The organism is Streptomyces sp. NPDC002276 (genome assembly GCF_053891435.1).
In genome coordinates this window covers 282027-301534 of the sequence record NZ_JBSFCQ010000008.1, presented here as the reverse complement: position 1 = coordinate 301534, position 19508 = coordinate 282027, and the positions used below count along the sequence as shown (strand labels likewise).

Sequence of the window (19508 nt, the reverse complement as noted above, 5' to 3'; positions counted from 1 at the left end):
GCGGTGTATCAGGAGTGTGAGAACTGTCGACGCTATCGAAGCGAGGACCGTCTGGTCAGCGGCGCGACATGTAGATGTCGAGCGCCTTGTGGAGCAGCTTGTTCAGCGGGAAGTCCCACTCGCCGAGGTATTCGGCGGCCTGCCCGCCGGTACCCACCTTGAACTGGATCAGACCGAAGAGGTGGTCGGTCTCGTCCAGCGAGTCGGAGATGCCGCGCAGGTCGTACACGGTGGCGCCGAGCGCGTAGGAATCACGGAGCATCCGCCACTGCATCGCGTTCGAGGGCCGGACCTCACGCCCGATGTTGTCGGAGGCGCCGTAGGAGTACCAGACGTGTCCGCCGACCACGAGCATCGTCGCCGCCGACAGGTTCACCCCGTTGTGGCGGGCGAAGTACAGCCGCATCCGGTTGGGGTCCTCGGTGTTGAGGGCCGTCCACATGCGCTGGAAGTACGACAGCGGGCGGGGCCGGAAGTGGTCGCGCACGGCCGTGATCTCGTACAGCCGCTGCCATTCCTCAAGGTCGTGGTAACCGCCCTGGACGACCTCGACACCGGCCTTCTCGGCCTTCTTGATGTTGCGGCGCCACAGCTGGTTGAAGTTCTTGTGGACCTCTTCGAGCGAGCGGTTCGCCAACGGCACCTGGTAGACGTAGCGCGGCTGGACGTCGCCGAAGCCGGCGCCGCCGTCCTCGCCCTGCTGCCAGCCCATACGGCGCAGCTTGTCGGCCACCTCGAAGGCGCGCGGCTCGATGTAGTCGGCCTCGATGTCCCGCAGCCGCTTCACGTCCGGGTTCTGGATGCCCGCCTTGATGGAGGTGGCCTCCCAGCGCCGGATGATGACCGGCGGGCCCATCTTCACCGAGAAGGCGCCCTGCTGCTTGAGGTGGGCCAGCATCGGCTGGATCCACTCGTCCAGATTCGGCGCGAACCAGTTGATGACCGGGCCCTCGGGCAGATAGGCCAAGTAGCGCTTGATCTTGGGGAGTTGCCGGTAGAGGACCAGGCCCACGCCGACCAGCTCGCCGGTCTTCTCGTCGAACCAGCCGAGGTTCTCGGAGCGCCACTCCGCCTTCACATCAGCCCATGCCGGGACCTGCATGTGGCTGGCCGACGGCAGGCTCTGGATGAATGCCAGATGCTGCTCTCGGCTGATGGTCCTCAGGGTCAGGCTCATTCGGGGCGCTCCTCGGGCTGGTGTGTCCCCATGGGTACAGGGGCTCCGGCTCTCGCGCCGAAGCCTACTGCGCCTTACGAGCGCCCCGACTGGGCGTATGCAACCTTCGCCTCGGCCTGTGGGGCGCCGAGGCGTTCCGTGGTGTTTTACGCGGTGTTCGGACCGTGGTGCCGGAGTGTCAGCTGATGACGCCGCCGAACAGTCCGCCGTGTGCCATGCCGAGGAAGAACCCGACACCCGCGGCACCGAGACCCAGGATCAGGCCGAAGCGTTCCCTCGTCGTCTCCGAGATCCACTGTCCGTAGGCGCCGGTGAGGATCCCCACCAGGCCGGTCCATGAGCTGAGCAGATGCAGGTTGTGGAAGAAGCCCGTGACGAACGCGATCAGCCCGAGCACCACGGTCACCGCGAGCAGCGTGTCCTGGAGCGGATGGGGCTTGCCGTCCGTCGCGAAAAGGGAACCGGCGGTGTTGGGTCGCAATGCCTGTGCCATGTGGCACCTCCTGCGGAAGGCGGCGCGTCGTCGCGCCGGACACACCCGATGTGTACAGATTGACGCTCTCCGCCACCGGATTTCAACCGGAAGCCGGTGTGCGGGTACTCTGTACCCTCTGCACTGGTGTCTGCCCACGTCGTCACGGATCGGAATCCCCGCAAGGGGCACCCGATGTCAGTGGCGGCTGTTTTACTGGCACACACTGTTGCTTACGCATCACAACCCTCCTGCCACGGATCGACCGTGGCCGCTGAGTCCAAAGGAGGTGGGTTCCACATGCGTCACTACGAGGTGATGGTCATCCTCGACCCCGATCTGGAGGAGCGCGCTGTCTCCCCCCTGATCGAGAACTTCCTCTCCGTCGTCCGTGAGGGCAACGGAAAGGTCGAGAAGGTCGACACCTGGGGCCGTCGTCGTCTCTCGTACGAGATCAAGAAGAAGCCCGAGGGCATCTACTCGGTCATCGACCTGCAGGCCGAGCCTGCGGTCGTCAAGGAGCTCGACCGCCAGATGAACCTGAACGAGTCGGTCCTCCGGACCAAGGTCCTCCGCCCCGAGACCCACTGAGCATCCTGCTCAGCTGATCTCGGGATTCGAGTAGCAGCACCAAGCAGCCAGCAGCAAACCCGCCGAGAGGTTCCCCCATGGCAGGCGAGACCGTCATCACGGTCGTCGGCAATCTTGTCGACGACCCCGAGCTGCGCTTCACCCCTTCCGGTGCGGCGGTCGCGAAGTTCCGTGTCGCGTCCACTCCCCGCACCTTCGACCGCCAGACGAACGAGTGGAAGGACGGCGAAAGCCTCTTCCTCACCTGCTCGGTCTGGCGGCAGGCGGCGGAGAACGTCGCCGAATCGCTCCAGCGAGGCATGCGCGTCATCGTGCAGGGCCGGCTGAAGCAGCGGTCCTACGAGGACCGTGAGGGCGTCAAGCGCACGGTCTACGAACTGGACGTCGAAGAAGTCGGCGCCAGCCTGCGCAGTGCCACGGCCAAGGTCACCAAGACCGCCGGTGGCGCTCGCGGTGGCCAGGGCGGCGGCTTCGGCGGCGGCGGTGGTGGCGGCCAGGGTGGCGGCGGCTGGGGTGGAAACTCCGGCGGCGGTCAGCCGGCCGGCGGCGCTCCCGCCGACGACCCGTGGGCTACCAGCGCTCCCGCTGGTGGCAGCCAGGGCGGCGGCGGTGGCGGTGGCGGCTGGGGTGGAAACTCCGGCGGCGCCAGCGGTGGCGGCGGTGGCGGCGGCTACTCGGACGAACCCCCCTTCTAGGCCTTCGGGCCGAGGGTGGGTCGTACCCACACTTCTTGATCACACAGGAGATACACCATGGCGAAGCCGCCTGTGCGCAAGCCGAAGAAGAAGGTCTGCGCATTCTGCAAGGACAAGGTCCAGTACGTGGACTACAAGGACACGAACATGCTGCGGAAGTTCATTTCCGACCGCGGCAAGATCCGTGCCCGCCGCGTGACCGGCAACTGCACGCAGCACCAGCGTGACGTCGCCACGGCCGTGAAGAACAGCCGTGAGATGGCGCTGCTGCCCTATACCTCCACCGCGCGATAAGGGAAGGGTGACCGACCAATGAAGATCATCCTCACCCACGAGGTCTCCGGCCTCGGTGCCGCGGGCGACGTCGTCGACGTCAAGGACGGTTACGCTCGCAACTACCTGATCCCGCGGAAGTTCGCTATCCGCTGGACCAAGGGTGGCGAGAAGGACGTCGAGCAGATCCGTCGTGCTCGCAAGATCCACGAGATCCAGACCATCGAGCAGGCCAACTCCGTGAAGGCCCAGCTCGAAGGCGTCAAGGTTCGTCTGGCCGTCCGCTCCGGCGACGCCGGTCGTCTCTTCGGTTCCGTCACCCCGGCCGACATCGCTTCGGCGATCAAGGCTTCCGGTGGCCCCGAGGTCGACAAGCGTCGTATCGAGCTGTCTGCCCCGATCAAGACGCTGGGCGCCCACGAGACGTCCGTGCGTCTGCACCCCGAGGTTGCCGCCAAGGTCAACATCGAGGTCATCGCGGCCTGACCGCTGCGCTCGGCATAGCTGAGAGAGGGGCCGCACCCGTTGGGGTGCGGCCCCTCTGCTGTGTTCAAGGCGATGCTACGGCCCGCATGTTTCACGTGAAACGTGGCGGCGCGCGGTGTTTCACGTGAAACGGTCAGCGGGTCGCGCCCGTGACGACCCACCGGCCCGAGCGGGTGCGAAGCAGGAGGGTCAGCATGCGCACCGTCATCATCAGGGTCATCGCTCCCCAGAGAGCGGTCAGTCCGGCACCGAAAGCCGGTACGAGCAGAGCCACCGGGACGAAGACTGCCAGGGTCACCAACATCGCTCCTGCGAGATACCGCCCGTCTCCCGCACCCATCAACACCCCGTCCAGGACGAAGACGACACCGCAGATGGGCTGTGAGAGCGCCACCATGATCAGGGCGGGCAGAGCAGTGTCCTTCACCGTGGAGTCACTGGTGAACAAGGGGAGGAACAGTGGCCGGGACACGATCACCAGGAGACCGAGCACCACTCCGACGGCGATGCCCCACTGCACCATGCGGCGGCAGGCGGCCCGGGCGCCTTGTGGATCGTCCGCACCGAGGTAGCGGCCGATGATGGCCTGGCCCGCGATGGCGATGGCATCGAGCGCGAAGGCCAGGAGAGACCACAAGGACAGGATGATCTGGTGGGCGGCGATGTCGGCATCCCCGAGGCGGGCGGCGACCGCCGTCGCGATCAGGAGGATCGCTCTCAGGGAGAGCGTGCGCACCAGGAGAGGGGCGCCCGCCTGTGCCGAGGCTCGGATCCCTGCCGTGTCGGGTCGGAGTGAGGCTCCGTGTCGGCGAGCCCCTCGGACGACCACGACGAGATAGACGGTGGCCATCCCCCATTGAGCGATGACGGTTCCCCAGGCGGAGCCGGCGATGCCGAGGTCGGCGCCGTAGACGAGCCCCAGGTTGAGGGCGCCGTTGGCGACGAAGCCTGTGATGGCGACGTACAGCGGTGTCTTTGTGTTCTGTAGTCCGCGGAGGACTCCGGTGGCGGCGAGTACGACCAGCATGGCCGGGATGCCGAGGGAAGAGATCCGTAGATAGGTCGTCGCGTAGGGGCCTGCCGTGTCCGAGGCGCCGAAGAGGTTGACGAGGGCGGGTGCCGAAGAGAGGACGACGGCGATGACGGTGGCACCTATCAGGAGGGCGAGCCAGATGCCGTCCATGCCCTGGCGGATGGCCGCCTGGAGATCGCCCGAGCCGACACGTCGGGCGACGGCCGCCGTGGTGGCGTAGGCGAGGAAGACAAAGACGCTCACGGCTGTCGTCAGGAGGGCGGAGGCCACGCCGAGTCCGGCCAGTTGTGCTGTGCCGAGATGGCCCACGATCGCGCTGTCGGCCATGACGAAGAGGGGCTCGGCGACGAGTGCGCCGAAGGCCGGGACGGCCAGCATGACGATCTCGCGGTCGTGCCGGCGTCGGGTGGCCCTGGTGGTCGCGGGAGCCTGTGTCATGAGCACTAATCTAATCGTCCACAGGTAAGAGATGCAATTGCTGTGTGACCCTTACCTCCGGTCTCGCCCCGTGTCCTCTCGCGCACTGTTCGAAGCGATCTTGGTCCGAGTGAAGAAGTTTTTCTTCTGCACAGCCGGTGGACGGGAAAACAGCAGGTCAGATAGGTCACGCTCGGAATGGGGAGGTCTTGTTCACAGGGCTGTCCACCGGGTCGTGCACAGGTTTTGGCGGGTTCTCCACAGCATCCGGGCCGTCGTCCACATGGCCTGTGGATAACCAGATTGGCTGACGGTGCCCGCGGGCCTACGGTGGACCGGCGCCCGCTCCTTCCGTCGGCCTGAAAACCATCACAAAACCGACGCGCCCGTACCGGAGTTGGGCGTCTCATTTGTCAGTGCCGTGCCGTAGAAATGAGGGGCACGGCGAGGTCCGCTCGGCGGACGGGAGGAGGTGGCTCGGTTGAGTATTTCCGAGCCCTTGGACGACCCGTGGGCCGAGAGCGGTCCAAGTGATCGTCTGCCCGCTTCCCGACGGCGCGGAGACGGCGGCCGGGGTCGCGACGAACAGCACGACCGCGGCCGGGAAGGCGGCGAGTGGGAGGGCGCGGGCTCGGCCTTCGAACGTGTGCCGCCGCAGGACCTCGATGCCGAGCAGTCCGTACTCGGCGGCATGCTCCTGTCCAAGGACGCCATCGCCGACGTCGTCGAGGTCCTCAAGGGCCACGACTTCTACAAGCCCGCCCACGAGACGATCTACCAGGCGATCCTCGACGTCTACGCCAAGGGCGAGCCGGCCGACCCGATCACCATCGCCGCCGAACTCACCAAGCGCGGCGAGATCAACAAGGTCGGCGGCGCATCGTATCTGCACACGCTCGTCCAGACCGTGCCGACGGCGGCGAACGCGGAGTACTACGCGGAGATCGTCCACGAGCGTGCGGTCCTGCGCCGCCTGGTCGAGGCTGGTACGCGCATCACGCAGATGGGATACGCGGCCGACGACGACGTCGACGAGATCGTCAACCGGGCCCAGGCCGAGATCTACGCGGTCACCGAGCAGCGGACCAGCGAGGACTACCTTCCGCTCGGCGACATCATGGAGGGCGCGCTCGACGAGATCGAGGCGATCGGCTCACGCAGCGGCGAGATGACGGGTGTGCCCACGGGTTTCACGGACCTCGACTCGCTCACCAACGGTCTGCACCCGGGCCAGATGATCGTCATCGCCGCCCGTCCCGCCATGGGCAAGTCCACGCTCGCGCTGGACTTCGCGCGTGCGGCATCGATCAAGCACAACCTGCCGAGCGTCATCTTCTCCCTCGAAATGGGGCGCAACGAGATCGCGATGCGCCTGCTGTCCGCCGAGGCCCGCGTCGCCCTGCACCACATGCGTTCCGGCACGATGACCGACGAGGACTGGACCCGGCTGGCGCGTCGGATGCCCGAGGTGTCGTCCGCTCCGCTCTACATCGACGACTCCCCGAACCTGTCGATGATGGAGATCCGCGCGAAGTGCCGCCGGCTCAAGCAGCGCAGCGACATCAAGCTCGTGATCATCGACTATCTGCAGCTGATGCAGGCCGGTGGCTCCAAGCGCCAGGAGAGCCGTCAGCAGGAGGTCTCGGACATGTCCCGAAACCTCAAGCTCCTGGCGAAGGAACTGGAGGTGCCGGTGATCGCGCTCTCACAGCTGAACCGTGGTCCCGAGCAGCGCACGGACAAGAAGCCGATGGTGTCCGACCTGCGTGAGTCCGGCTCCATCGAGCAGGACGCCGACATGGTGATCCTGCTGCACCGCGAGGACGCCTACGAGAAGGAGTCACCGCGCGCGGGCGAGGCGGACATCATCGTGGGCAAGCACCGTAACGGCCCGACGGCGACGATCACCGTCGCCTTCCAGGGCCACTACTCACGCTTCGTGGACATGGCGCAGACCTGACCGGGCGACCATGGGCGGCCGACCCGGTGCCGTGTCCGAGGAAATGTGCTCGACGTACTCCCGTCCCGCCGGATGGACTGGGGGCATGACGACATCTCAGGACGATTTGCTTCCCGCTACCCGCCGGGCGCTGCTGCATCGGATCGCCGTGGCTCAGACCGAGGGGCGGGCACCGTCGTTGGTCGCCGCGGTGGTGCGGGACGGGCGGGCGGTGTGGCACGGAGCGCGGACCTCGGTGGACGGGCACGGGCCGGACGAGAACGTGCAGTACCGGATCGGCTCGATCACCAAGACGTTCACCGCCGTCCTGGTGCTGCGGCTGCGGGACGAAGGCGTCCTCGATCTCGGTGACCCCCTGGAGAAGCATCTGCCGGACACCGGCGCGGGGGAGGCCACCATCGCCCAACTGCTCGCGCACACAAGCGGGTTGGCGGCCGAGTCACCCGCGCCCTGGTGGGAACGGACGCCTGGTTCGCTGCGCCCCGAACTCCGCGGTGTGCTGGGCGAGCAACCCCTGCTGCATCCGGTCGGCCGCCGGTTCCACTATTCGAACCCCGGATACACGGTGTTGGGCGCGCTCGTCGAGGAGCTGCGCGGTGCGTCCTGGGCGGACGTACTCCGGCGGGAAGTGCTCGAACCCCTGGGCCTCCATCGCACGAGTGCTCAGCCCCAGGCGCCCCACGCGGGCGCCTGGGCGGTGCATCCATGGGCCGACGCACTGCTGCCGGAACCCGTCGAGGATCTCGGCCTCATGGCGCCGGCCGGTCAACTCTGGTCCACCACGGATGACTTGGCGCGGTTCGCCGTCTTCCTGGCCAACGGCGACGACCAGGTCCTGAGTGCGGAGTCCGTGCGGGAGATGCGGACCCCCGCGGCACCGGCAGAGGCGCCCGATGTCGTGGACGGCGCCGCCTACGGTCTCGGCGTGCAGATCCAGCACCGCGACGGCCGACTGCTCATCGGCCACTCCGGATCGCTGCCCGGCTTCCTGGCGAACCTCACCATCAGCCTGGAGGACGACGTCTCGGCGGTGGTGCTGGCCAACTGCACCTCCGGACCGCTGTTGTCATCGGTGGGCGCGGACCTCGTCCGTATCGTCGCCGAGGCCGAACCGAGGATTCCCGAGCCATGGCGCCCGATGCCCGAAGTCGACGCCTCCGTACTGGAGTTGGCCGGGCAGTGGTACTGGGGTACGCACGGGTTCGCCCTGCGGCTGACGGCAGATGGAAGGGCCTCGCTGGAGCCATTGGCGGGCACGGGCCGCCGCTCACGTTTCCGGGCCAACGGTGACGGCACCTGGACCGGCCTGGAGGGGTACTACGCCGGAGAGCTTCTACGGCCCGTACGGCGCCCGGACGGGTCCGTGAGCCACCTGGACCTCGGATCGTTCGTCTTCACGCGTCAGCCGTACGACGAGAGTGCTTCTGTGCCGGGTGGGGTGGACTCGGAGGGGTGGCGGGGGATCCGCTAGCCGGGACGAGCGGGGAGGCGTCGTGTTTCACGTGAAACACGACGCCTCTCTTCTTCAGAGCGACAGCTTGAAGCCCACATGCGAGGCCGTGAAGCCGAGTCGCTCGTAGAACCGGTGGGCGTCGGTGCGGGTGGCGTCGGAGGTCAGCTGGACCAACTGGCAGCCCTGGCGGCGCGATTCGGCGATCGCCCACTCGATGAGCTGTGTCCCCAGGCCGCTGCCCCGCTCGTCCGTGTGGATGCGTACGGCCTCGATGATCGAGCGTGTGGCGCCCTTGCGGGACAGCCCGGCGACGACCGTGAGCTGGAGGGTGCCGACGACGTGTCCCTCGCGCACGGCGACCACCACGTGCTGGTTGGGGTCGGCGGTCAGACGTTCCAGCGCGGCCAGATATGGCGTCAGGTCGTCGGGCGACTCGCGCTGGGAGCCCAGGGGGTCGTCGGCGAGCATGTCGACGATGGCGGGGACGTCTTCGGTGACCGCGGCTCGTATCTCAAGATCTCCCATGGACCCACCTTAGGCAGCGGTGTGCGGCGGGGACGGGTCACGCGGGCGCGTGCATCGACTCCACGACACGGACCAGTGGCGCCAGCTCGGGGTTTCCGGCCGCTGCGTCGAGCGCCTCCCGCAGGGCGGTGTCGTTCGTGGGTCGGGCCTCTTCGAGCAGGGCGAGGCCGGCCTCGGAGACGTTCGTGTAGATGCCCCTACGGTCGGTCGGGCACAAATACCGGGCGAGCAGGCCGCGGTCCTCAAGTCGGGTGACCAACCGGGTGGTGGCGCTCTGGCTGAGAACGACCGCGTCGGCGACCTGCCGCATCTGTAGATGGCCCCCGTCACCGTCGTGCTGCCTGCTGAGCACGTCGAGCAGGGAGTACTCCCGGATGCTCAGGTCGTGCTCGGCTTGCAGGGCGCGCTCGATGTGCGCCTCGATCCTCCCGTGCAGCAGGGAGAGGGCGCACCAGCCCTGGGCAAGGGCGGTGAGTGCGGGGTCCGTCGCTGTCATTGGCGTTTCCTCCGTCCCGGAGCGGCTGAACCCAGGATAGAGCACAGATGAAATAGTCCGCGCTTGCATATAGCCCGCGTCTGCAACTATTGTGAACGCACGCAAAGCGCTCCTGCAATCTTCTGGGAAGGGTACATCCCCATGCCTCTCGCGCTTCTGGCCCTCGCGATCGGGGCCTTCGGAATCGGAACGACCGAGTTCGTGATCATGGGCTTGCTGCCCCAGGTCGCGGGTGACTTCGGGGTCTCCATCCCCACCGCCGGCCTGCTGGTCACCGGCTACGCCCTGGGTGTGGTGATCGGTGCCCCGCTGATGACCGTCCTCGGCACCAAGATCCCCCGTAAGCGGATGCTGATGCTGCTGATGGGCCTGTTCATCGTCGGCAACCTGCTCTCCGCCGTCGCCCCCAGCTTCTCGGTGATGCTGATCGGCCGTGTGGTCGCCTCGCTCGCCCACGGCGCCTTCTTCGGCATCGGCTCGGTCGTGGCGGCCGAGCTCGTCGCCCCGGACAAGAAGGCCGGAGCCATCGCGATGATGTTCACCGGGCTGACCGTCGCCAATGTCGTCGGCGTACCGCTGGGCACTCTCGTCGGGCAGTCCGTCGGCTGGCGCGTCACCTTCGCCATCGTGGCGGGGCTCGGCCTGATCGGCCTGGTCGGCATCGCCGAGCTCGTGCCCGATCTGCCCAAGCCCGAGGGTGTGCAACTGCGGCACGAGCTGGCCGCCTTCAAGAACACCCAGGTGCTGCTCGCCATGGCGATGACCGTCCTCGGTTTCGGCGGTGTCTTCGCGGCCATCACCTACATCGCGCCGATGATGACCCACGTCGCCGGCTTCGCCGACGGCTCCGTCACCTGGCTGCTCGTCCTCTTCGGCCTCGGCATGGTCGGCGGCAACCTCATCGGCGGCAAGTTCGCCGACCGCGCCCTGATGCCCATGCTGTACGTCTCGCTCGGCGCCCTGGCCGTGGTGCTCGCGCTCTTCACCGTCACCGCGCACAACAAGATCGCGGCAGCCGTCACCATCGCGCTCATCGGCGCCCTGGGCTTCGCCACCGTGCCACCGCTACAGAAGCGGGTCCTCGACCAGGCGCACGGCGCCCCGACGCTCGCCTCGGCCGTGAACATCGGTGCCTTCAACCTCGGCAACGCGCTCTCCGCCTGGCTCGGCGGCATCGTCATCACGGCCGGCCTCGGCTACACCGCCCCCAACTGGGTCGGTGCCGCCCTCGCCGCAGCCGCCTTGGTTCTCGCGATCCTCTCGGCCGCCCTGGAGCGCCGCACCGGCGCCCACGGCACGGTCGTGACGGGCGCCCTGCCGAGCGAGCAGCGGACCGCCGTCCACCACTGACCCCGCCGGACAGCGGCAGGGAGTCACGGGGCCAGGGCCGTCCCTGTGACTCCCGACCGCACCGGTCCCGCCCGATCCGTCCTTCCGACACCACCAACAGCAACATCCGCAAGGAGAAACCCTGATGAGCACCACCACCGCCGTAGCCCCGCTGACCATCCAGGACGCCGAAGCACTCGTGGACCACGCTCGCCGTGCAGCTGAGGCCGCCGGAGTCACGGTCAGCGTCACCGTGCTGGACGCGGGCGGTCATCTGCTCGCCTTCCGTCGCGACGACCGGGCCGTGCTGATCTCCGGGGAGACCAGCACCCGCAAGGCGTACACCGCGCTTCAGCTGAACGCGGCCACCGCCGACCTCGTCGACGCCGTCCAGCCCGGAGGCCTCTTCCACACCCTGCCGACAGCGCTCGACCGACCGCTGCTGTTCATCGCGGGCGGCCTCCCGGTGCACCGCGACGGACGGCTGATCGGAGCGATCGGGGTCGGTGGCGGCGCGCCGTCGCAGGACCACGGTTTCGCCCAGGCCGCCCTGGAGGCACTCGTCTGACGTCCGAAGACGGCTGAAACGCCGGTTCCCGATCATGTCGGGAGCCGGCGTTCTCCATGCCTGGAGGTGTCAGCCGGCCGCGACCGTTAGGGGCGCGAACCGCCGGGTCCAGTCGCCGGGCAACTCCGTGATGCCGTACGTCATCACGGAGTTGGAGGCGCAGTACTCCAGGCCACGTGCCTTTGCCCAGGACAGCAGGTCTTCGTGGCGTGCGTCGATGTCGGTGCGCAGGGGACGGTCGGTGCGGGCGGCGAGTGAGGCGAGGAGAGCCTTCGCCGTCTCCGAGTCCTGTGCGATCAGTGGCCCTACGACCTGTGTGTCCATGTTGGGCCAGGCCGCCGCGTACCCGATGATCCGGCCGTTGTCCTGCGCCACCCGCAACTGGTCGGCGAAGGCGGGCAGCCGTGTGATGAGGAGCGTGCGGTCGGCGCCGAACACCTCCTCGTCGAGCCGGAGAATGCCGGTGAGGTCCTCCGCCGTGGCCGCACGGGTGGCGATCCGGGACTCGGGTCCAGCGGATCCGGCAGGCGTGAAACGACCGCGCAGCATCTCGGCCCGACCGGTCACCTTGAAACCGAGTTCTTCGTAGAGCGGGAGGCCGTTCGGGGTCGCGTGCAGGGTCAGTGGCGTGGGGCTCAACACGGACAGCAGATGGCGCATCAACCGGCGTCCCACGCCTTGGCGGGCATGGCGTTCGGCGACCAGGACCATGCCGATGGCGCCCAGATCCGGGCGGTCCTGCGGGCCGTACTCCGTGACGACGCACGCCGCGCCCAGACCACCTTCCGGGCTGTCGATGCCGTACCCCGTCCCCGCACTGAGAAGGAAGCCCCACTTGTGTTCCTCGCGTGGCCACCCCCGGTCCTCGGACAGGTCGGCGCAGGCGATGCGATCGCGGAGCGTCAGCCGGCGGATGGGCACAGCGGCGAGGGAATGAGTCGGCACGCAGGTCAGGCTGTCTGACTGCGTTGTCGGCGTCCACCCGTTTCCGGGGAGACGTACCTGCTTTTGGCCATGTCGTGGCCCACTGCACAACAGCTCGGCGGAAGCCGGATGTTTCACGTGAAACAGTGGCGAACGGTCAGCATCCGGCAGGCTCGCGGACGGTGTCACAGTTCCGCCCACTAACCTCGTGGCCCATGGCGAGACTTCATCTCTTCGACCTCGACGGCACTCTGCTGCACGGAACCAGCGCGCCCCTGGAGATCTCACGTCAACTCGGTCTGGAAGCCGAGACAGTGGCGGTTGAGCAGGAGATTTCGGCCGGGCTGATCGGACCGCCGGAGTATGCGACCCGTGTGTACGCGCTCTGGGCGGATCTCACGGAGGCGCATGTGGCGGCTGCCTTTGAAGGGGCCCCTTGGTTGGCGCGGATCCGTGAGGTCTGGGCCGAGATCAGGAGCGCCGGTGAATACTGCGCCGTCGTATCGCTCTCGCCGTCCTTCTTCGTGGAACGGCTCACGGGCTGGGGTGCGCACGCGGCACACGGATCGCTGTTCCCGGCCGTGCCCTTCACCGAGCCTTCGATGGATCTGGGCGGAGTCCTCAATGCCGCCGCCAAAGTGGTGATCGCGGATCGGCTGTGTGAGGAGTTCGGGGTGACGAGGGCGGATTGTGTCGCCTATGGCGACTCGATGTCGGACAAGGATCTGTTCGGCGCCGTGCCCGTCTCTGTCGCGGTGAACGCGGATGGACATCTGGCGGGCCTTGCCACCCACTCCTATGCGGGACGGGATCTGTGGGATGCCTACGAATTGGTGCGCGGCGCCCGGTAGTTGAGGGAATTGATGGTTCGCCCCTCCGCCTGTTCACGGGGGAGCAAGGCGGGACTTGTGCGCGTACCGAGGGCCGGTATGGTCGACTCCGGTTCTGGTCCGCAGCCGGGCGCCGCAGGAGAGTACTGCGGGCAATGTCACACTCTCGCCTACTTGTCCGTACGCAACGGGAATGTGGGTTGGATATGGCTGCATTGGCCGCTTGAGCGAACGGGGAAAAGCAAGCAGTCCGCGCGGAAAGCAGGCAGCTTCCGATGGGGGAAGCACGCCGACCGACCGAAAGATGTTCGAGGCGAGGCACACCATGGACGCTCCGACCACCACGTCGGCCGACAACGGCCCGTCCGGCGGCGGCAGCGGCGGAGGCGGCTGGTTCACGCCACGCAAGCAGCCGGAGGTGCCTCCGGGCGAAGAGCGGGAGACGACAGGGGTACGGCGTCCGGCCGTGATGCGACCGGTTCGCAGGTCCGCGGCGGGTATCAACGAGCCTCCGCCCGCAGCGAGTTCGGAGCGGTCCGCGCAGAGCGCAGAGGGCGCCGCGCCGGAGCCCCACGGCCATGGTTCACAGCAGACGGGCCCGCCCGGCCAGCAACGAATACCGCCGACGCCGACCGCCCCCCAGCCCTTCACCCCGGCTCAGCCTGCGTCTGCCGTACCTCCGCAGCCCTTCGTTCCCGCTCAAGCCTCGGCTCCCGCACCTCCGCAGCCCTTCGCCCCTGCTCAAACCCTGCCTCTCGCACCCCCATCGCCCGCACCCCCGTCACCCGCGCGGCCGTCACTCTCCACGACCGCTCAGGCCCTGGCTCCCGCGCAGTGGTCGGCCGCACCCGTGCCGCCCGTCGCAGTGAAGGATTCGGCCGTCGTGCATGTGCCCGCCCAACGGTCCTTCGGCACCGTCACCGAGAACGCGTCCCCGGATGCCGTGCTCATCCGCCGGACCATGGCCGAAGTCGCCCCGGTGGCCGACAAGGTCACCTCGTACTTCTATGCGCTGCTCTTCGTACGCCACCCCGAGCTGCGCTCGCTGTTCCCGGCGGCGATGGACACCCAGCGGGACCGGTTGCTCAAGGCGCTGCTCACCGCGGCCGAGCACATCGACAACACCGAGGTCCTCGTCGCGTATCTGCAGAACCTCGGCCGTGGGCACCGTAAGTACGGCACCCGGCCCGAGCACTACCCGGCGGTCGGCGAGTGTCTCATCGGCGCGCTGAACAAGTACGCCTCCGGTGTCTGGGACGCCGGGACGGAGGCGGCCTGGGTCCGGGCGTACACGACGATCTCGCAGGTCATGATCGACGCGGCCGCCGCGGACGAACTGCGCGCCCCGCCCTGGTGGCACGCGGAGGTCGTCACCCACGACCTGCGGACCCGGGACATCGCGGTCGTCACCGTCCGCCCCGACCAGCCCTATCCCTTCCTCGCCGGGCAGTACACGAGCCTGGAGACGCCCTGGTGGCCGCGGATCTGGCGGCACTACTCCTTCGCCTCGGCACCCCGCTCGGACGGGCTGCTGACCTTCCATGTGAAGGCCGTCCCGGCGGGCTGGGTCTCGAACGCGCTGGTACACCGCGCCCGGCCCGGTGACGTCATCCGGCTCGGTCCGCCGACCGGCTCGATGACCGTGGACCACACCACCGACAGCGGGCTGCTCTGCCTGGGCGGTGGCACCGGCATAGCGCCGATCAGGGCACTGGTCGAGGACGTGGTCGAGCACGGCGAGCGGCGGCCGGTGGAGGTGTTCTACGGGGCCCGTACCGACCACGACCTCTATGACATCGACACGATGCTCCGGCTCCAGCAGGCGTATCCGTGGCTCACGGTCCGAACGGTCGTCGACCAGCAGGCGCATCTCCAACTCCCGGACGCCATCCGGGCGTACGGGCCGTGGGGCGGATACGACGCCTATGTCTCGGGCCCGCCGGGAATGATCCGCAGCGGTGTCGATGCGCTGAAGGACGTCGGCATCCCGGCGGAGCGCATACGGCACGACTCGGTCGAGGAGCTGGTGGCCGCCGGGGACTGAGCCGGAGCCGGAGCGGTCAGCCGAGGTCCGGGGCGTGCATCGCGCGGACCCCTTCGATGTTGCCGTCCAGATAGTGCCGCAGGGACAGGGGCACGAGATGGACGGACGCGATGCCCACCCGGGTGAACGGGACTCTGACGATCTCGTACTCGCCGAGGGGAGCGTCCACTTCGGGGCCGTGGCGCAGCGCCGGGTCCATGGACTCCAGGTGGCAGACGAAGAAGTGCTGGACTTTCACGCCGGTCGCCGTGGCGTCCGCGCCGATGTGCTCGACGGTGTCCACGAAGCAGGGAACGACGTCAGTGATCTTGGCGCCGAGCTCCTCGTGCACCTCGCGGTGCAGGGCATCGACGACGGTGGTGTCCTCGGGCTCGACTCCACCACCGGGCGTGACCCAGTAGGGATCCACGCCGGGCTTGGTGCGCTTGATCAGGATCAGGTCGTCGCCGTCGAGGAGAACGGCGCGTGCGGTGCGCTTGACCACGGGTCGGACGGTCATGGGAGAAATGTGGCCCGGCTGGTTCCACGTGAAACATCGCGAAACGTCACCTTGATGGTTCAGAGCGTGACATTTGGCGGCGCCGTTGCGAAGCGACGACAAAGTGCCTGGTCAGCTCCATCCGATGGCCGCGCGGTGCAGCCACTCGTGGGCCCGGGCGATGTGCGGCATCGCGAGAGTTCCGGTGCGGACGACCAGGAAATACGTCCGCAGGGGTGGTACCGCCGGTTCGTGGAGCGGGACGACCTCGCCGCGTTCCAATGCGAGGGCGCACAGATAGCGGGGCAGCACCGCGAGTCCGGCGCCCACGATCGCGCAGGCGAGCACCGCGCGCAGGTCGGGCACGATGACGCTGCCCGAGGCGGCCGGGCGGGAGTCGAAGACCGAGGCCCAGTACCGGGAGACGAAGGGCAGCGACTCGTGCACCTCGACCACGGGGAGATCGTCCAGGGCGGGCACGTCCATGCGATCGAGTTTCCCGGAGCCGGAGCCGGAGCCGGAGCCGGAGCCGGAGCCGGAGAGGATCTGTTCGGCCCGGTGAGGGGCGGCGACCAGGACGTGCTCCTCGTCGCAGAGCGTTGTCGCCGTGAGCAGGGCACCTCGTGGACGGGCCGTGCTGATGGCCAGATCGTGATGTCCGGCGGCCAGCCCCTCCAGGGTTTCCTCGGCGTTCCCGAAGGACGCGCGCAGTGCGAAGGACTGGCCGTCGTCGCCGGTCAGCTCCGTGAGCGCGGGCAGCGCCCGCTCGGCGGTGAACTCGGGGGGCCCGGCGAGATGCAGGGTGCGCAGGGAGGAGTCGTTGTCGGGGCCGGTCTCGGCTATCTCCACGAGGGCGTCGAGATGCGGCGCGGCCTTGTGCGCGAGTTCGTCGCCCATGGTCGTGGGGGTGACTCCACGGGCCTGGCGCAGGAACAAGGGGCGGCCCAACTGCCGTTCCAGGGTGCGGATCTGGGACGTCACCGCGGGCTGGGAGAGGCCGAGCAGGGCCGCGGCGCGGGTGAAGGAGCCGGCTCGGTGCACGGTCACGAAGGTGCGCAGCAAGGCCAGATCCATGGCACGCACTCTCCTTTCCCCACCCTTCCTCCGGCCCCGGGCAGGGCCCAACTATAAATAAGTCGATAGGTCTCTGTCGCTACTGTGATTGGACACTGACACAGAGTCAACTAGCCTTGTGCGCGCGGTTCTTCGCGCGCAGAACCGAGGACGGTCCGAGCCACGAGGGGGGAGGCTCGGACCGTCCGTCGTGCGTAGCCGGACACCGACCGGCGGTACGTAAAGCGGTCACCGCGCCGACTCGTCCAGCGCACGCAGCACATCGGCCACCAGGTCCTCGGGATCCTCGGCACCCACCGAGAAGCGAACGAAGCCCTCCGGCACCGCGTCCCCTCCCCAGCGTCCCCGGCGTTCGGCGGTGGACCGCACCCCGCCGAAACTCGTCGCGTCGTCCACGAGCCGTAGCGCGTCGAGAAAACGCTCGGCACGCGCGCGCGTGGGCAACGTGAACGAAACCACACACCCGTAGCGCCGCATCTGCCGCGAGGCGACCTTGTGCGAGGGATCGTCGGGCAGCCCCGGATAACGCAGCCCCGTGATCTCGTCCCGCCCCCGCAGGGCCTCGGCGAGGATCAGCGCGGTGGCGTCCTGCCGGTCCACCCGCAGCTGGAGCGTGGAGATGGAGCGGTGCGCGAGCCAGGCCTCCATGGGCCCGGGGATCGCGCCGACGACCTTGCGCCAACGGCGTACGGCCGTCATCGCGGAGGCGTCGGTTCCGGCGACGTATCCCAGAAGGAGGTCCCCGTGCCCGGTGAGCTGTTTGGTGCCGCTCGCCACGGCGAAGTCGGCGCCCAGCTCCAGCGGACGCTGTCCCAGGGGCGTGGCGAGGGTGTTGTCGACCGCCACGAGAGCGCCACGCGCGTGTGCCGCCTCGACGAGCCGACGGATGTCGCACACGTCGAGTCCGGGGTTCGAGGGGGTCTCGATCCACAGCAGTCTCGCGCCGTCGAGAAGGTCGAGCTGGGCGTCCCCGCCGGTCGGGGCCGTGCGCACCTCGATGCCGTACGCCTCCAACTGGGCGCGCACCAGGGGCAGTACCTGGTAGCCGTCGTTCGGCAGTACGACCGCGTCGCCTGCGCGTAGCTGGGAGAAGAGCACGGACGAGATGGCGGCCATGCCGGAGGCGAACACGAGCGTCTCGACGCCGTTCAGCTCCGGCGCCTCCAGCTCGCCGATGGCGCGCTCCAGGTGGGTCCAGGTCGGGTTGTCGTCACGGCCGTAGCTGTACGGGCCCGTCACCTCGCCCGGGAGATGGAAGTGCGCGGCGAACACCGGCCCGGGCAGGGTCGGTTCGTGCCTGACGGGCTCGGGCAGACCGGCCCGTACCGCGAGCGTGCCGTCCCCGGTACCGCCTCTGACGCCTCCGTCCGCAGCGGAATCACTCATATCGCTCGTCCCTCCACTTCCTCGCGTACCGCGGCGAGCAGGCCCTCGCTCGCCGCCTCCACCATCTCAAGACACTCCTCGAAGCCGTCCAGACCCCCGTAGTACGGGTCCGGTACGTCGAGGTCGTCGTCGCCGACGGCGGGGTCGTAGGAGCGGAGCAGGTGGACCTTCCGGGCGTCCTGCTCGGTGGGTGCCAGGCGGCGCAGGGTCTTGCGGTGGCCTGAGTCCAGGGCGATGACGAGGTCCAGGCGGGGGAACCAGGAGGCCTGGAAGCGGCGGGCGGCGTGGTCGGTCCCGTAGCCGTGCTCCGTCAGGACGGCGACGGCGCGCGGGTCGGCGCCGTCGCCCTCGTGCCAGCCGTCGGTGCCCGCGCTCTCGACCTCGATCCGATCGCCGAGCCCGGCCTCCTCCACCCGCGCGCGGAAGACCGATTCGGCCATCGGGGAGCGGCAGATGTTGCCGGTGCAGACGAAGCTGACGCGGTAGGTCATCGCGCGCTCAGTCCCCGTCGGGGAGGGCGAGGTTGAGGGCCCAGGAGACGACCGAGATGATCAGGCCGCCCAGAACGGCCGTCCAGAAGCCGTCGACGTGGAAACTCAGGTCGAGCTTGTCGGCCAGCCACGAGGTGAGCAGCAGCATCAGCGCGTTGATCACCAGGGTGATCAGACCGAGCGTCAGGATGAACAGCGGGAAGGTCAGTAGCTTGACGATCGGCTTGACCAGGAAGTTCACCAGGCCGAAGACCAGGGCGACGAGGATCAGTGTCCAGACCTTCTTGAAGGTGCTGTCGCCGGTCAGGGTGATCTTGTCGATGAGCCATACGGCGACCGCCAGGGCACCCGCGTTGGCGATCGTCTTGACTAGGAAATTCTTCATGTGTCTGATCGTGACAGAAGAGATCGAATCCGAGTGTGGACGAGGGCGATGAAGGCATTCCGGTTGGATGAACTGGAGGCGGAGCGGGCCGCCAACGACGGCGCATACCTCCAGTTCCTGCGCGAGAAGAACATGTCGGTCGGCCTCTACGCGCTCGACGCGGGCGACCACGACCGGCAGCAGCCGCACAACCAGGACGAGGTGTACTTCGTCGTGAGCGGCCGTGCCGCGATCACCGTCGGCATGGAGACCACCCAGGTGGCGCGCGGCAGCGTGGTCTATGTGCCGGCCGGGGTGGCCCACAAGTTCCACCACATCAGCGAGGACCTGCGGGTGCTGGTGGTGTTCTCGCCGCCCGAGGCCTGACTCCTTCCCTGAGGCCTGACTCTCCCCCTGAAGCCTGACCCCGCGTCTCAGGGTT

The 19508-nt window shown here is 68.2% G+C and carries 22 protein-coding genes; 11 read left to right on the top strand and 11 right to left on the bottom strand.

Annotated features, from left to right (window positions below; genetic code table 11):
- Positions 1-55 precede the first annotated feature (55 nt).
- Entirely contained in the window at positions 56-1177 is a 1122-nt protein-coding gene (femX, locus tag ACWIHT_RS22455; protein WP_200713266.1) for a peptidoglycan bridge formation glycyltransferase FemX, read from the bottom strand.
- A 178-nt stretch (positions 1178-1355) separates the two neighbouring features.
- Entirely contained in the window at positions 1356-1670 is a 315-nt protein-coding gene (locus tag ACWIHT_RS22450; protein ID WP_456169932.1) for a hypothetical protein, read from the bottom strand.
- Positions 1671-1949: 279 nt separating this feature from the next.
- Between ACWIHT_RS22450 and rpsF the strand changes: the two genes are divergently transcribed.
- The 4 genes from rpsF to rplI all read left to right on the top strand — a co-directional run bounded on the left by rpsF (position 1950) and on the right by rplI (position 3694).
- The gene (gene rpsF / locus ACWIHT_RS22445) at positions 1950-2240 is read left to right on the top strand and encodes a 30S ribosomal protein S6 (RefSeq protein WP_006604399.1); all 291 of its coding nucleotides are present in this window, start codon (positions 1950-1952) and stop codon (positions 2238-2240) included.
- 77 nt (positions 2241-2317) lie between these two features.
- Entirely contained in the window at positions 2318-2935 is a 618-nt protein-coding gene (locus ACWIHT_RS22440; RefSeq protein ID WP_456169930.1) for a single-stranded DNA-binding protein, read from the top strand.
- Between the two features lie 57 nt (positions 2936-2992).
- Complete coding sequence (gene rpsR, locus ACWIHT_RS22435; protein ID WP_006381652.1) at positions 2993-3229, top strand: 30S ribosomal protein S18; 237 nt, start codon at positions 2993-2995, stop codon at positions 3227-3229.
- Between the two features lie 18 nt (positions 3230-3247).
- Entirely contained in the window at positions 3248-3694 is a 447-nt protein-coding gene (rplI, locus tag ACWIHT_RS22430; protein WP_019073380.1) for a 50S ribosomal protein L9, read from the top strand.
- 133 nt (positions 3695-3827) lie between these two features.
- On the opposite strand, the gene ACWIHT_RS22425 is transcribed toward rplI, so the two are convergent.
- Entirely contained in the window at positions 3828-5165 is a 1338-nt protein-coding gene (locus tag ACWIHT_RS22425; RefSeq protein WP_456169929.1) for an MATE family efflux transporter, read from the bottom strand.
- 460 nt (positions 5166-5625) lie between these two features.
- Between ACWIHT_RS22425 and dnaB the strand changes: the two genes are divergently transcribed.
- On the top strand, positions 5626-7104 hold the full coding sequence (gene dnaB, locus ACWIHT_RS22420; RefSeq protein ID WP_200713270.1) for a replicative DNA helicase: 1479 nt from the start codon (positions 5626-5628) through the stop codon (positions 7102-7104).
- An 85-nt stretch (positions 7105-7189) separates the two neighbouring features.
- Complete coding sequence (locus ACWIHT_RS22415; protein ID WP_456169928.1) at positions 7190-8575, top strand: serine hydrolase domain-containing protein; 1386 nt, start codon at positions 7190-7192, stop codon at positions 8573-8575.
- 54 nt (positions 8576-8629) lie between these two features.
- Here the strand turns inward: ACWIHT_RS22415 and ACWIHT_RS22410 are convergent, their stop codons facing one another.
- Both ACWIHT_RS22410 and ACWIHT_RS22405 read right to left on the bottom strand, forming a co-directional pair.
- Complete coding sequence (locus ACWIHT_RS22410) at positions 8630-9082, bottom strand: N-acetyltransferase family protein (protein ID WP_456169927.1); 453 nt, start codon at positions 9080-9082, stop codon at positions 8630-8632.
- Between the two features lie 37 nt (positions 9083-9119).
- Complete coding sequence (locus tag ACWIHT_RS22405) at positions 9120-9578, bottom strand: MarR family winged helix-turn-helix transcriptional regulator (RefSeq protein WP_456169926.1); 459 nt, start codon at positions 9576-9578, stop codon at positions 9120-9122.
- A 141-nt stretch (positions 9579-9719) separates the two neighbouring features.
- On the opposite strand from ACWIHT_RS22405, the gene ACWIHT_RS22400 reads away from it, so the two are divergent.
- Positions 9720-10928 carry an MFS transporter gene (locus tag ACWIHT_RS22400; protein ID WP_456169925.1) on the top strand — a complete coding sequence of 403 codons (1209 nt, stop codon included), beginning with the start codon at positions 9720-9722 and terminating at the stop codon, positions 10926-10928.
- Positions 10929-11052: 124 nt separating this feature from the next.
- Entirely contained in the window at positions 11053-11475 is a 423-nt protein-coding gene (locus ACWIHT_RS22395) for a GlcG/HbpS family heme-binding protein (protein ID WP_456169924.1), read from the top strand.
- Positions 11476-11544: 69 nt separating this feature from the next.
- Here ACWIHT_RS22395 and ACWIHT_RS22390 read toward each other — a convergent pair whose 3' ends face one another.
- On the bottom strand, positions 11545-12420 hold the full coding sequence (locus ACWIHT_RS22390; RefSeq protein ID WP_456169923.1) for a GNAT family N-acetyltransferase: 876 nt from the start codon (positions 12418-12420) through the stop codon (positions 11545-11547).
- A 194-nt stretch (positions 12421-12614) separates the two neighbouring features.
- Here ACWIHT_RS22390 and ACWIHT_RS22385 point away from each other — a divergent pair, with 194 nt between their 5' ends.
- The gene (locus ACWIHT_RS22385; protein WP_456169922.1) at positions 12615-13250 is read left to right on the top strand and encodes an HAD family hydrolase; all 636 of its coding nucleotides are present in this window, start codon (positions 12615-12617) and stop codon (positions 13248-13250) included.
- A gap of 283 nt (positions 13251-13533) precedes the next feature.
- Entirely contained in the window at positions 13534-15273 is a 1740-nt protein-coding gene (locus tag ACWIHT_RS22380) for a globin domain-containing protein (protein ID WP_456169921.1), read from the top strand.
- Positions 15274-15289: 16 nt separating this feature from the next.
- Here the strand turns inward: ACWIHT_RS22380 and ACWIHT_RS22375 are convergent, their stop codons facing one another.
- The 5 genes from ACWIHT_RS22375 to ACWIHT_RS22355 all read right to left on the bottom strand — a co-directional run bounded on the left by ACWIHT_RS22375 (position 15290) and on the right by ACWIHT_RS22355 (position 19087).
- Positions 15290-15772 carry an NUDIX domain-containing protein gene (locus ACWIHT_RS22375; protein WP_019073392.1) on the bottom strand — a complete coding sequence of 161 codons (483 nt, stop codon included), beginning with the start codon at positions 15770-15772 and terminating at the stop codon, positions 15290-15292.
- A 111-nt stretch (positions 15773-15883) separates the two neighbouring features.
- Positions 15884-16825 (bottom strand): LysR family transcriptional regulator, encoded by a 942-nt coding sequence (locus ACWIHT_RS22370; protein WP_456169920.1) that lies wholly within the window; start codon positions 16823-16825, stop codon positions 15884-15886.
- Positions 16826-17053: 228 nt separating this feature from the next.
- On the bottom strand, positions 17054-18211 hold the full coding sequence (locus tag ACWIHT_RS22365; RefSeq protein WP_456169919.1) for a cystathionine gamma-lyase: 1158 nt from the start codon (positions 18209-18211) through the stop codon (positions 17054-17056).
- Positions 18208-18702 carry a low molecular weight protein-tyrosine-phosphatase gene (locus tag ACWIHT_RS22360; RefSeq protein ID WP_456169917.1) on the bottom strand — a complete coding sequence of 165 codons (495 nt, stop codon included), beginning with the start codon at positions 18700-18702 and terminating at the stop codon, positions 18208-18210. The genes ACWIHT_RS22365 and ACWIHT_RS22360 overlap by 4 nt, the downstream gene beginning before the upstream one ends.
- A 7-nt stretch (positions 18703-18709) precedes the next feature.
- Positions 18710-19087 carry a phage holin family protein gene (locus ACWIHT_RS22355; protein WP_456169916.1) on the bottom strand — a complete coding sequence of 126 codons (378 nt, stop codon included), beginning with the start codon at positions 19085-19087 and terminating at the stop codon, positions 18710-18712.
- A 48-nt stretch (positions 19088-19135) separates the two neighbouring features.
- Between ACWIHT_RS22355 and ACWIHT_RS22350 the strand changes: the two genes are divergently transcribed.
- Positions 19136-19453 carry a cupin domain-containing protein gene (locus tag ACWIHT_RS22350; protein ID WP_019073397.1) on the top strand — a complete coding sequence of 106 codons (318 nt, stop codon included), beginning with the start codon at positions 19136-19138 and terminating at the stop codon, positions 19451-19453.
- Positions 19454-19508: the final 55 nt, after the last annotated feature.